Source organism: Roseburia sp. AF20-18LB, assembly GCF_003461185.1.
Classification (GTDB): domain Bacteria; phylum Bacillota; class Clostridia; order Lachnospirales; family Lachnospiraceae; genus Roseburia_C; species Roseburia_C amylophila.
The window spans coordinates 1-12,283 of record NZ_QTWP01000003.1 but is presented as its reverse complement, the minus strand read 5'-3'; the positions used below and the strand labels follow the sequence as shown (position 1 = coordinate 12,283).

The following is a 12,283-nucleotide window of genomic DNA, read 5'->3' as shown; positions in this document are numbered from 1 at the left end:
GAAGGGGAAGAGGGAGCAATATAAAATGGGTGCAATTTTAAACTGGATGAAGGGAATTCTGATTCTTTTTCTGATTGGACATGTGATGCTGTATCTGGTACAGAATAAAACTTATGAAAAATATGTGCATTTCTTTCTTAGGCTTCTGATTCTGCTGGCGGTAATGGCACCCATTGCTTCTAGGTTAATTGATGAGGATACGTTGATACAGAATATGGAACAGGCACAGTTCTTTCAGGAACTTGAAAATGTACAAAATATAAATGCCATAAGCAGTGCGGAGACTGCAGATTATCGTTTGCAATATGAAGAAGCCTGTGGCGGGCAGGTAGAGGATACCCTAAGGCAGAAAGGCTATGCGGTGGCATACAGCAGGGTAACATTAACTGAGACTTATGAAATAGAACGTATTACAATCGGGATTGAAAAGTCTGGGGATAACATTGAAAAAAATAGTTCCGTCCATGTTTCGGATATTGAGATACCGGCAATTGAGATAAAAGAAACAGAAGAGGAAAAGGAGCATACAAGTCAGGAGTATGCAGAATTAGAAAAATTTGTATGTGAAAATTATCTGGTTGATAAGACGCAGATTCAGATAGAAGAGGTGAGATGATGAAAATGCAGGATTTTATGCAAAAGATAAAAGAAAAGAAACTAAAACGGTCAGATTGGCTGATTTTAGTCCTGGCAGGCATATTGATTCTGATTATCGCATTGCCTACAGATACAAAAGAAAAAAAACAGGCAGAGGAAGCAAAAGAAAATATATCAAAGGAAAATAATACCATGGAGGCATCTAAGGATGAAATAGAGCGGAAATTAGAAGATATTTTAGAAAAAATCGACGGAGCCGGAGATGTAAAGGTGATGATTACTTATCAGGACAGTGGGACACAGGTGGTGGAAAAGGATAAAAATACTTCTGAAAATTCTTTAGAGGAAAGTGACAGCACTGGTGGAGTAAGAAGCACAAAGGAACAGCAGCTACAGGAAAGTACGGTATATGAGGAAGCAGATGCCGGAAATACACCCTTTGTTTCTAAGGAGCTTCTTCCCAAAGTGGAGGGAATTTTAATTGTGGCATCCGGTGGTGATAACCAGAAGGTGAAACAGAATATTTCCGAGGCGGTTTTGGCATTATTTCAGGTAGAAGCACATAGAATAAAAATAGTAAAAATGAGCGGACTGGAGGACAGTAAATGAAGAAAGTATTTAAGAAAAATCAACTCATTATAACCGCATTGGCATTGATGATAGCAGTGGCTGGTTACTTAAGTTTTACCGACAAGAATGGCAAAGATGAAAAGGTGGCAATGGAGGCTTCTGCGGATACGGCAGATTTATCTTATGAGATATCGGCAGAGGATGACTTAGCGGAAGCAGATATTTTTACCGATACGGAAGATAACAGTAGTGAAGCTGTATCAGCGGCAGACAGTGTGGTTGAAGAGAGCCTAGAGAACCCGGGCGAAGCCGTCATGGCAAGCAGCAGCATGGATTATGCGTCAGAAATGAAACTGGGCCGGGAACAGGTACGTTCTAAAAACAAAGAGACTTTGCTGGAAATTATCAATAATACAAATATAGATGAAGCTGCAAAGCAGGATGCCTTAAATCAGATGGTGGCAATGACGGATATTGCAGAACGGGAAAATGCAGCTGAGATGTTGTTAGAGGCAAAAGGATTTACGGATGTAGTTGTCAGCATTACTGATAATACAGCGGATGTGGTACTTGATATGGGAGAAGTAACAGATGCCAAACGTGCCCAAATAGAGGATATTGTAAAGAGAAAAGCCGGCATTGAGGCAGAAAATATCATTATCACACCAATTCAGAAAAATACTGCACAGGAGAATCCGGCAACAGAAACCACCGGAAATTCAGACACAACAGAACAGACAAATTAAAGGAAGCAGCCCCGCTCTTAGATACTTGAAAACGGGGCTGAAATTAGTATAATAATAGCATAAGAAAAAGAACCGACAGAACCATGAGAAGAGAGGGAATGCCTATGAAGAGAGTGTTTTTAATTGTATTAGACAGCGTTGGGATCGGAGAAATGCCGGATGCGGCAGAGTATCATGATGAAGGAAGCAATACCTTACTTGCAGCTTCACGAAGTCCATATTTTTCCATGCCAAATATGCGCTCGCTGGGCTATTTTAATATTGACGGAGTCCACATTGGAGGAAAAGAAGCAAATCCGAAAGGTGCATTTGCCAGACTGACAGAGGTGTCCAAAGGAAAAGATACCACCATCGGACACTGGGAGATTGCAGGCGTGATATCCAGTCATCCACTGCCAACATTTCCAAATGGATTTCCACAGGAAATCATAGAAGAATTTGAGCAGAAAACCGGACGCGGGGTACTTTGCAACCGTCCATATTCCGGCACGGATGTTATCCGGGATTATGGAAAAGAGCATATGGAAACTGGAAAACTGATTGTATACACATCAGCAGATTCTGTTTTCCAGGTGGCAGCCCATGAAGAGGTAGTGCCAATTGAAGAACTGTATCGGGATTGCCAGATTGCAAGGAAGATGCTGACTGGGAAAAACGGAGTGGGAAGAGTCATTGCAAGACCGTTTATCGGAGAACCGGGGAATTTTACACGTACTGCAGGAAGACATGACTTTTCCTTAGAACCGCCGGCAGTCACCATGTTGGATCAGCTGACGGAAAGTGGGAAAACAGTGCTGTCTGTTGGAAAAATCATAGATATTTTTGCAGAACGCGGAATTACAGATTTTGTACGAACAAACGGAAATGATGATGGAATTGACAAAACATCAGCCTATATGGACAAAGATTTTACTGGATTATGTTTTACAAATTTGGTAGACTATGATATGTTGTATGGACATAGGAATGATGTAGATGGTTATGCAAAAGCACTGACACACTTTGATGAGCGGCTGCCGGAGCTTTTGGCAAAGTTACGGGAGGATGATATTTTAATGATTACAGCCGACCACGGATGTGATCCGAGTACACCTTCTACTGACCATTCCAGAGAGTATACACCACTTCTTATGTATGGAGCGCATATTACTCCGGGTAAGAACTATGGCACAAGAGGCAGCTTTGCAGACATTGCCGCAACCATATTATCTTACTTCGACATAAAGCAAAAATGTGCGGGTGAGCCGCTGGAATTATAGGAGGTCCCATTTTGGCTGATTTTAGAAAAGAGATAGAGAAACGAAGAACATTTGCGATTATTTCCCATCCGGATGCCGGTAAGACAACCCTGACAGAGAAATTTCTTCTGTATGGAGGGGCTATTAACCTGGCAGGTTCTGTAAAAGGAAAAGCAACTGCAAGACATGCAGTTTCCGACTGGATGGAAATAGAGAAGGAGAGAGGTATTTCCGTTACTTCTTCTGTATTGCAGTTTAATTATGGTGGATATTGTATCAATATTCTGGATACACCGGGACATCAGGACTTCTCGGAAGATACCTATCGTACCCTGATGGCTGCTGATTCTGCAGTTATGGTAATCGATGGTTCAAAAGGTGTAGAGGCACAGACCAGAAAACTGTTTAAAGTCTGTGTAATGCGTCACATTCCGATTTTTACATTTATCAATAAAATGGATCGTGATGCTAATGATACCTTTGATTTATTAGATGAAATCGAAAAAGAACTTGGCATTGCTACCTGTCCGGTTAACTGGCCGATTGGCTCCGGAAAGAATTTTAAGGGAGTTTATGACCGGAATACGAAAAAAGTCATGCTGTTCTCTGATACCTTGAAGGGAACCAAGGAAGGTGAAGAAAAAGATTTTGATATTAATGATCCGGCATTGACAACAGAAATCGGGCAGGAATACCGGGATAAATTGGATGAAGAAATTGAATTGTTAGATGGTGCAAGTGCAGAATTCGATATGGATCTTGTGTCCAGGGGAGAACTGTCACCGGTATTCTTTGGTTCTGCTTTAACGAACTTTGGTGTAGAAACTTTCTTAAAGCATTTCCTTTCCATGACTACATCACCGCTTCCGAGAAATTCGGACAAGGGGCTGATTGATCCGTTTGGTTCCGATTTCTCTGCTTTTGTCTTTAAAATCCAGGCAAATATGAATAAGAATCATCGTGACCGTATTGCATTTATGCGAATCTGTTCCGGAAAGTTTGAAGCCGGCATGGAAGTAAAACATATCCAGGGTGGAAAAACAATCCGTCTTTCCCAGCCGCAGCAGTTGATGGCACAGGAGAGAAAGATTATAGATGAAGCATATGCCGGAGATATTATCGGAGTCTTTGACCCGGGTATCTTTTCAATCGGTGATACTTTAACCACTGCGAAAGACAACTTCGAATTCGAAGGAATACCGACTTTTGCACCGGAGCATTTTGCAAGGGTACGTCAGGTAGATACCATGAAGAGAAAACAGTTCGTCAAAGGTGTCATGCAGATCGCACAGGAGGGCGCAATCCAGATTTTCCAGGAATATCAGGGTGGTATGGAAGAGATTATCGTAGGCGTAGTAGGTGTACTGCAGTTTGATGTATTAAAATACCGTCTGGAAAATGAATACAATGTGGAAATACGCTTGGAGAAGCTTCCATATGAGCATATCCGCTGGATTGAAAATAAAGATATTGATATGGACAAGCTTACCGGAACTTCCGATATGAAGAAAATCCGTGACCTTAAGGGCAATCCATTGCTGTTATTTGTCAATGCATGGAGTGTCGGCATGACTCTTGACCGGAATGATGGTCTGGTATTATCGGAATTCGGTAAAAATTAAGCGGGTATAAACAAAATTAAGAAGAGACATACTTAAAAAAGAAAAAATAGAAGCTTTTCTATAAAAGTAAAGGAGGATAACGAAATGGTAGTAAAGATTACAAATGACAATTTTGAAGAAGAAGTATTAAAGTCAGATAAACCGGTACTTTTGGATTTCTGGGCAGACTGGTGCGGTCCGTGTAAAATGATGTCTCCGGTTGTAGAAGAACTGGCGGATGAATTAGAGGGACAGGTAAAGGTTGGAAAAGTGAATGTGGATGAAGAAGCAGCACTGGCTTTAAAATATCAGATTATGAGTATTCCGACCCTGGTTGTAATGAAAAAAGGTGTTTTTGAGGGAAAGAGCATCGGTGTGCAGGATAAAGACGAAGTATTAAGGCTTTTAGCTTTATGATTGCAGCTGATAAGAAAATCCGGATGGTATATCTTGATATACTGTCCGGATTTTATCATACAATTTTTATAGATGTGTAATAAATGCCTGATTCATATTGCTATAAAAATATATCATTGCATATAAAAAAATATAGAAGTTATTTTTCAGCAAGTTTCTGTTCTAACTGACCGATGATGCGTCCTTTGTCCATCGGAGAAAGTTTATGGAAAAGCTGGAGCAGTAAATGTTCATCTGGATCGGATGGGAAAGCACGATATTCTGATTCTTCTGCAATCTGAAGGTTGGAAGCCGGCTGGTATTCACCGGTCAGAAGATAGTATACATCAACATCTAAAAATTCACTTATTTTTACAATTTTATCAGAAGAAGGATTTGTACCCTTGGATTTCCAGCTGCTGATAGCAGCAGGAGAGATTCCGGTGTATTCCGATAATTCTTTTTGTGAAAGCTTCTTTTCCCGTAATAATGCAAAGATACGTTGGCTGATTGTCATAGTGTACTCCTTTATCAGGTATTAAATAATATTATATAGAAAATAAAAAAATAAAAAATAAGAATAAAATACGCAAATATGAATTGACAAATTCATATTTATGAATTATAATGTAATTTGTGAAATTATTTTCATATTATACATCATTTTTTAAATAAACACAAATGATAAAGCAGAAAAGGGGAGACTTTTATGGCAAAGACAAAACGGCAGATTACTCCAATGGGGAAAGAAATAAAGCGCAGGCTGGTAGAACTTGAGATGAGTCAGGAAGAACTTGCAACATCGGTTGGGTGCAGTCCGCAGTATATCAATCATATCATTTATGGAGAACGGTCTGGTGAGAAGTACTTAGAACAGATTTTCCTGATTCTTGGTATGGATCAATATCATGATTAAAAAGATGGAACGATTGCCAGAGGTTTCCATTGTTTATAGAAAATTAATTTGTAACCGGAATCTTATTATGTTAAGATAAGGATACCTTTCCATGAGAGACTTCAGAAAGAAGTCTTTTTTCTTTACATGAGAATATTTACAGTCTATAAAATATTTGGCTATTCTGCCGGGTATACCCACTTTACAGAATGTATAGGGACAGAAAAAAATATTTTCTAAAAATGCAGTTGACATTTGGAAGAAAGTATACTACTATAATATCAGAAAACGAACATAAGTTCGCATGAAGGAGAATTGACATGGCGAGAGATGTAAAAGATACGAGAAGAGACAGCAGTAAAGAAGATAAATTAAAGGCACTGGATGCTGCTATATCCCAGATTGAGAAACAGTACGGAAAAGGTTCTGTTATGAAACTGGGGGATGAGAGCAACCGGATGAATGTGGAGACTGTTCCGACAGGAGCATTAAGTCTTGATATTGCTTTGGGATTAGGCGGACTTCCTAAGGGAAGAATTATTGAGATATATGGACCGGAGTCCAGTGGTAAGACGACCGTTGCCCTGCATGCAGTCGCTGAGGTACAGAAGCGTGGAGGAATTGCCGGATTTATTGATGCTGAGCATGCATTAGACCCGGCATATGCGAAGAATATCGGAGTAGATATTGATAATCTTTATATTTCACAACCGGATAACGGAGAACAGGCACTTGAGATTACAGAGACTATGGTCAGATCCGGTGCAGTAGATATTGTAATCGTAGACTCTGTTGCAGCACTGGTGCCAAAGGCAGAGATTGATGGTGATATGGGAGATTCCCATGTGGGCTTACAGGCAAGACTAATGTCACAGGCACTTCGTAAGCTGACTGCAGCAATCAACCGTTCTAACTGTATTGTAATCTTTATTAACCAGTTGCGTGAAAAGGTTGGAGTTATGTTTGGTAATCCGGAGACAACAACCGGTGGCCGTGCATTGAAATTCTATTCTTCCGTACGTCTTGATGTACGTCGAATTGAATCCTTAAAACAGGGTGGAGAAATTGTCGGTAACCGTACCCGTATTAAAGTAGTGAAGAATAAAGTGGCACCGCCATTTAAAGAGGCTGAATTTGATATTATGTTCGGAGAAGGAATTTCAAAAGAAGGAGATATCCTTGATCTGGCTTCTGAACTTGGTATTGTAAATAAGTCCGGTGCATGGTATGCATATAATGGAGATAAGATTGGCCAGGGTCGTGAAAATGCCAAGACTTATCTGAAAGAGAATCCACAGGTCTGCCAGGAAATCGAAGAAAAAGTAAGAGCTCATTATGCAGTGGATAAGGGTGAAGAAGAAACAGAGACTTCAGCTGCAAATGGACCGGAAGTTCTTGATGCAGAGTAATGGACAGAATTGTTTCAGGGATAACAGAATATAAGAAAAACAAATATAAGGTGTGTATGGATGATGGTACACACCTTGTATTATATAAAGGTGAGGTGCACCGCTACAGATTACAGGAAGGGCAGACCGTAGACGAGGCACTGTATCAGGAACTCTTTTATGAAGTAGTAGGTAAGCGGGTGAAAAAACGGGCACTTGCACTTTTAGAGAAGATGGACCGGACAGAACAGGGGCTTTACCGGAAACTGGCTGAGAGTGAATATCCGGAAGAACTGATTCTTGATGCCATAGAGTATGTGAAGAAATATCATTATATTGATGACATGCGCTATGCAAGAAATTATATCAGTTACCGACAGGGCAGTAAGAGCCGCCGCCGGCTACAGCAGGAACTGATGCAGAAGGGAGTTCCCAAAGAAATTACAGAGCAGGCCTTAGAAGAAATCTATGAAAATAATGATACAGAAAAAATTGCTGAAATATTAAAAAAGAGACATTATAATCCGGAGCAGCCGGATGCAAAGGAAATGCAGAAACAGTATGGATATCTGATGCGGAGAGGATATAAAAGTGAAGACATTTTACGTGTAATGAAATGTCCGGACTACTTGACATAATATTAGAAAAAGTATAAAATTTATTTATTGTTATTTATGACAGATGAATGAATATTTATGTTATATGAACAATGAAAATTGAATAAAGGAGGTGCTCCTGTGCAGGCAGTAATTATAGCTGTTGTAATTACATTTATTGTCACATGTGCTATCACCTGGTTTGTTGCAAATGCATACCAGAAAAAGCAGACTGCTTCAAAGATTGGCAGTGCAGAAGATAAAGCCCGTGAGATAATAGATGAAGCTGTGAAGACCGCTGAGACGAAGAAGAGAGAATCTTTGCTTGAGATTAAAGAAGAGTCGATTCGTACGAAGAACGAATTGGACAAGGAAATCAAGGAAAGAAGAAACGAAATTCAGAGAAACGAGCGCAGAGTGGAACAGAAGGAATCCAATCTGGATAAGAAACTGGAAGCCATTGAGAAGCGCGAAGCAGGTTTTGCAGCAAAAGAAGAAGAGCTGAACAAACAGAAAGCTGAAATTACAAAGCTTCATGAAGAGCGTGTACGGGAACTAGAAAGAATCTCAGGACTTACCTCCGACCAGGCAAAAGAATATCTATTAAAAACTGTTGAAGAAGATGTAAAGCTTGATACTGCAAAATTAATCAAAGAGATGGAGCATCAGGCAAAAGAAGAAGCTGGAAAGAAAGCAAAAGAATATGTGGTTACTGCAATTCAGAAATGTGCTGCAGACCATGTGTCAGAGACAACCATCTCTGTAGTACAGCTTCCGAATGATGAGATGAAGGGAAGAATTATCGGACGTGAAGGAAGAAATATCCGTACGTTAGAGACGCTGACTGGTGTAGATTTAATTATCGATGATACACCGGAAGCAGTTATCCTTTCCGGATTTGATCCAATACGAAGAGAAGTTGCTCGTATTGCATTAGAGAAATTGATTGTAGACGGACGAATTCATCCGGCTAGAATTGAAGAAATGGTAGAAAAAGCGCAAAAAGAAGTTGAAACCATGATTCGTGAAGAGGGTGAAGCTGCTACTTTAGAAGTAGGTGTACATGGCATTCATCCGGAACTTGTGAAATTATTAGGCCGAATGAAATTCAGAACCAGTTATGGTCAGAATGCATTAAAGCATTCTATAGAAGTAGCACAGCTTTGTGGCTTACTTGCGGCTGAAGTTGGTGTAGACGTAAGATTGGCAAAACGTGCAGGACTCCTGCATGATATTGGTAAATCAGTAGACCACGAAGTAGAAGGTTCACATATTCAGATTGGTGTGGATTTATGTAGAAAATATAAAGAATCTCCGCTTATTATCAATGCGGTAGAGGCACACCATGGCGACGTAGAGCCAGAGTCATTGATTGCTTGTCTGGTACAGGCAGCCGATACAATTAGCGCAGCAAGACCAGGTGCAAGACGCGAGACAATGGAAACATATTCCAACAGATTAAAGCAGTTAGAAGATATTACAAATGAATTTAAAGGTGTAGATAAATCTTTTGCAATTCAGGCGGGTAGAGAGATTCGTGTAATGGTAGTTCCTGAACAGATAAGTGATGCTGAAATGGTATTACTTGCCCGTGATATTTCAAAGCAGATTGAATCTGAATTAGAATATCCAGGTCAGATTAAGGTAAACGTAATTCGTGAATCACGTGTAGTTGATTACGCAAAATAAGCAGGAAATAAGTGTCCGAAGAGTGAAAGCTTTTTGGACACTTATTTTTTTGCTTTACAGGAAATTGCTTTCCTGTAAAGTAAAAAAAACTCTGCGAGGATGCGCACTGCGGCGTATAAGGGAGATGCCGCAAGCGACCGCCGCAGGCATGAGAAAAACAGGTAATGAGGAATAATCTGTAAGAAAAAAGGAGAATACAATGGAACAGGATCATCAGGAAGAAAAAAGAATCAGAAGAGTTAACAGGGAGTTAAAATATCAGGGCGCAATCGTGGATGTTTATTCAGACACCATCGAGACACCGGATGGAAATATTGCATACTGGGATTATGTGGAACACAGAAAAGGAGCTGCGGCAGTTGTGCCGGTTACACCGGAGGGCAAAATCTTAATGGTACGCCAGTATCGGAATGCATTAGACCGTTATACTATTGAATTGCCGGCAGGATGCAGAGATTCCCTGACAGAGGATACGAAAATAAGTGCCATGCGGGAATTAGAGGAAGAGACGGGCTTTCAGTGCGGTCATATCGAAAAGATGCTTTCTTTAAAGACGACCGTAGCTTTCTGTAATGAGTTTATTGATGTATATCTGGCAACGGATTTAAAACCGGGCAAACAGCATCTTGATCCGGAAGAATTTATTGAAGTAAGGGCATATGACCCGGAAGAATTATTAGAAAAAATTTATGCCGGAATAATCCAGGACAGTAAAACCGTAGCTGGTATCTTGGCATATTGTTACCGTTACCGGAATAATATGAAATAAGAAAATTAAGACAAGTGAATACATGGAAAGAGTATCGGGGATAAGAAGAGAAAAGCATCTTCATCTGTTAGAGGTGTTATTTTTAGGCTGTTTTGTGATTGGCATTATAGCTGCTAATTTGTATGGAAGAAGCCGTCTGCAACAATATGGCATATTAAATGATTATTTCATACAGCAGTTAAAATATATTACGATAGAAAAACATGATTATTTTATTTATGTACTATCAGCAAGAGTGCCGGTTGTCCTTACATTAATCTTCTTTGGAATGACACCGTGGTACCGGGTTGTGAATAGTATATTTCTGATATGGAGCGGCTTTTCTTTTGGTTTCCTGTGCGTGATGGCAATCAGCAATATTGGCGCAGGTGCCATCTGGCTTATGATGATTGCGTTATGCCCACAATTTATTTTCTATGTGTCCGGATACCTGCTGTTATTAAAGTTAGAAGAAAAGTACCAGTGCGGAAAGGAACATGGAAAGCTTGGGGAATGGATCCTTTTGTGGGGGATTATATTATTATTGTTCTTTATCGGATTCTTAACAGAGGCATATCTGAATCCAGGTATGGTGCACTTCGTGTTGAAAAAAATATAAAAAATTTTACAAAATTTTTACAACATATTGTGGGTAGAAAAATAGAAATAAGATACATGTGGTAGATTTATGTAAATCAGCAAAAAACAGGCGAAAATATGAATTGCTTTTCCAAATTAGAATCATTATAATAGGGACTGTACTTGCCTTTTGGAAAAGAATAGAAGGGCATGAGAGAAAAAGAGTTAGGTGGTTACAGTTATGACACAGGAAATAGATGCTTTTATGAAGTATCTTCAGGAAGTAAAGAAAATATCGAAAAATACAGCGGTTTCTTATGAGACGGATTTGCGCAAAATGAAGGAATTTCTGTATTCTGAAGGTGTGCTTTCTGTGGAGGATGTCAGACAGGAACACTTAAAAATATATATGGAAAAGCAGGAGCAGGAAGGAAAGAAACCGGCAACGATTTCCAGAGGACTTGCATCCATGAAAGCCTTTTTTCAGTATCTTATGGTACAGAATTATGTAAACCAAAATGTGACGGATGGATTAAAGGCACCCAAGATAGAGAAGAAAGCTCCGGTTATTCTTTCTATGGAAGAAACCAGCCGGCTTTTAGACCAGCCAAACGGAAATACACCGAAGGAATTAAGGGACCATGCGATGTTAGAATTGCTTTATGCGACGGGAATCCGTGTCTCTGAATTGATTTCTTTGAAGTTAAGCGATATGAATTTGAAACTGGAATATATTACCTGCAAAGATGCTCATAAAGAAAGAATTATTCCTTTTGGAGAAGTAGCAAAAGAGGCTCTGCAGCATTATCTGGAAGAGGGAAGATCATATTTTGTCAGTGAAGAGGGCAGTGAATATCTTTTCACCAACTGTTCCGGCAAAGAAATGAGCCGTCAGGGTTTCTGGAAATTAATTAAAGCCTATGGAAAGAAAGCCGGAATTGAGACAGAGATAACACCGCATATGCTGCGTCATTCTTTTGCAGCTCATCTGGTAAGCAATGGGGCAGATTTGAAAGCGGTTCAGGAAATGTTAGGACATGCAGATATTTCTACCACGCAAATCTATGCACAGATGAAACAGAGCAGAATCCGTGAAGTATATGCCAAGGCACATCCCAGAGGATAAAGAAGAAACTACGGGAAACACGCTTTGCGAGTTTCTTACTACTTGCATAAATAGAAAAAGGGAGCAGTCATTTTGATGTGACCCCAAAAAGTTAGACTTTTAAGCGTAGCAGTT

14 protein-coding genes are annotated in these 12,283 nt (G+C 39.8%); 13 read left to right on the top strand and 1 reads right to left on the bottom strand.

The annotated features are described in order from the left end of the window. Positions 1-25: 25 nt before the first annotated feature. The 6 genes from DWX65_RS07160 to trxA all read left to right on the top strand — a co-directional run bounded on the left by DWX65_RS07160 (position 26) and on the right by trxA (position 5,169). Positions 26-616 carry a stage III sporulation protein AF gene (locus DWX65_RS07160; protein ID WP_118173163.1) on the top strand — a complete coding sequence of 197 codons (591 nt, stop codon included), beginning with the start codon at positions 26-28 and terminating at the stop codon, positions 614-616. Next, positions 613-1,206 (top strand): stage III sporulation protein AG, encoded by a 594-nt coding sequence (locus DWX65_RS07155; protein WP_147326041.1) that lies wholly within the window; start codon positions 613-615, stop codon positions 1,204-1,206. Before DWX65_RS07160 ends, DWX65_RS07155 begins: the two co-directional genes overlap by 4 nt. Beyond that, entirely contained in the window at positions 1,203-1,913 is a 711-nt protein-coding gene (locus DWX65_RS07150; protein WP_118173162.1) for a SpoIIIAH-like family protein, read from the top strand. The genes DWX65_RS07155 and DWX65_RS07150 overlap by 4 nt, the downstream gene beginning before the upstream one ends. Before the next feature lie 104 nt (positions 1,914-2,017). Further along, complete coding sequence (locus tag DWX65_RS07145) at positions 2,018-3,172, top strand: phosphopentomutase (protein ID WP_118173161.1); 1,155 nt, start codon at positions 2,018-2,020, stop codon at positions 3,170-3,172. A gap of 11 nt (positions 3,173-3,183) precedes the next feature. Next, the gene (locus DWX65_RS07140) at positions 3,184-4,773 is read left to right on the top strand and encodes a peptide chain release factor 3 (protein ID WP_117698721.1); all 1,590 of its coding nucleotides are present in this window, start codon (positions 3,184-3,186) and stop codon (positions 4,771-4,773) included. Positions 4,774-4,857: 84 nt separating this feature from the next. Next, positions 4,858-5,169 (top strand): thioredoxin, encoded by a 312-nt coding sequence (gene trxA, locus DWX65_RS07135; RefSeq protein WP_022243252.1) that lies wholly within the window; start codon positions 4,858-4,860, stop codon positions 5,167-5,169. A gap of 139 nt (positions 5,170-5,308) precedes the next feature. Here trxA and DWX65_RS07130 read toward each other — a convergent pair whose 3' ends face one another. After that, a complete protein-coding gene (locus DWX65_RS07130; RefSeq protein WP_117698722.1) occupies positions 5,309-5,665 on the bottom strand; it encodes a helix-turn-helix domain-containing protein in 357 nt (118 codons plus the stop codon). 192 nt (positions 5,666-5,857) lie between these two features. Between DWX65_RS07130 and DWX65_RS07125 the strand changes: the two genes are divergently transcribed. From DWX65_RS07125 to xerD, 7 genes are all read left to right on the top strand, one after another. Continuing rightward, complete coding sequence (locus DWX65_RS07125) at positions 5,858-6,064, top strand: helix-turn-helix transcriptional regulator (protein ID WP_117698723.1); 207 nt, start codon at positions 5,858-5,860, stop codon at positions 6,062-6,064. Between the two features lie 299 nt (positions 6,065-6,363). Then, positions 6,364-7,452, top strand: coding sequence for a recombinase RecA (recA, locus tag DWX65_RS07120; RefSeq protein WP_118173160.1), 1,089 nt, complete (start codon positions 6,364-6,366; stop codon positions 7,450-7,452). 56 nt (positions 7,453-7,508) lie between these two features. Beyond that, positions 7,509-8,069 carry a regulatory protein RecX gene (locus DWX65_RS07115; RefSeq protein ID WP_242997835.1) on the top strand — a complete coding sequence of 187 codons (561 nt, stop codon included), beginning with the start codon at positions 7,509-7,511 and terminating at the stop codon, positions 8,067-8,069. A gap of 126 nt (positions 8,070-8,195) precedes the next feature. Continuing rightward, positions 8,196-9,716, top strand: coding sequence for a ribonuclease Y (rny, locus tag DWX65_RS07110; RefSeq protein ID WP_416390266.1), 1,521 nt, complete (start codon positions 8,196-8,198; stop codon positions 9,714-9,716). A 199-nt stretch (positions 9,717-9,915) separates the two neighbouring features. Beyond that, the gene (locus DWX65_RS07105; RefSeq protein WP_117841141.1) at positions 9,916-10,485 is read left to right on the top strand and encodes an NUDIX hydrolase; all 570 of its coding nucleotides are present in this window, start codon (positions 9,916-9,918) and stop codon (positions 10,483-10,485) included. Between the two features lie 22 nt (positions 10,486-10,507). Beyond that, positions 10,508-11,083 (top strand): stage II sporulation protein M, encoded by a 576-nt coding sequence (locus DWX65_RS07100; protein WP_117698727.1) that lies wholly within the window; start codon positions 10,508-10,510, stop codon positions 11,081-11,083. 201 nt (positions 11,084-11,284) lie between these two features. Next, a complete protein-coding gene (xerD, locus tag DWX65_RS07095; protein ID WP_117841140.1) occupies positions 11,285-12,169 on the top strand; it encodes a site-specific tyrosine recombinase XerD in 885 nt (294 codons plus the stop codon). Positions 12,170-12,283: the final 114 nt, after the last annotated feature.

Bases quoted from the DNA above. Each gene is read 5' to 3' on its own strand.
- DWX65_RS07160 (WP_118173163.1), top strand. From the start codon at position 26: ATGGGTGCAATTTTAAACTGGATGAAGGGAATTCTGATTCTTTTTCTG.
- xerD (WP_117841140.1), top strand. From the start codon at position 11,285: ATGACACAGGAAATAGATGCTTTTATGAAGTATCTTCAGGAAGTAAAG.
- DWX65_RS07125 (WP_117698723.1), top strand. From the start codon at position 5,858: ATGGCAAAGACAAAACGGCAGATTACTCCAATGGGGAAAGAAATAAAG.
- DWX65_RS07115 (WP_242997835.1), top strand. From the start codon at position 7,509: ATGGATGATGGTACACACCTTGTATTATATAAAGGTGAGGTGCACCGC.
- DWX65_RS07130 (WP_117698722.1), bottom strand. From the start codon at position 5,665: ATGACAATCAGCCAACGTATCTTTGCATTATTACGGGAAAAGAAGCTT.
- DWX65_RS07105 (WP_117841141.1), top strand. From the start codon at position 9,916: ATGGAACAGGATCATCAGGAAGAAAAAAGAATCAGAAGAGTTAACAGG.
- recA (WP_118173160.1), top strand. From the start codon at position 6,364: ATGGCGAGAGATGTAAAAGATACGAGAAGAGACAGCAGTAAAGAAGAT.
- trxA (WP_022243252.1), top strand. From the start codon at position 4,858: ATGGTAGTAAAGATTACAAATGACAATTTTGAAGAAGAAGTATTAAAG.
- DWX65_RS07100 (WP_117698727.1), top strand. From the start codon at position 10,508: ATGGAAAGAGTATCGGGGATAAGAAGAGAAAAGCATCTTCATCTGTTA.
- DWX65_RS07155 (WP_147326041.1), top strand. From the start codon at position 613: ATGATGAAAATGCAGGATTTTATGCAAAAGATAAAAGAAAAGAAACTA.
- DWX65_RS07150 (WP_118173162.1), top strand. From the start codon at position 1,203: ATGAAGAAAGTATTTAAGAAAAATCAACTCATTATAACCGCATTGGCA.
- DWX65_RS07145 (WP_118173161.1), top strand. From the start codon at position 2,018: ATGAAGAGAGTGTTTTTAATTGTATTAGACAGCGTTGGGATCGGAGAA.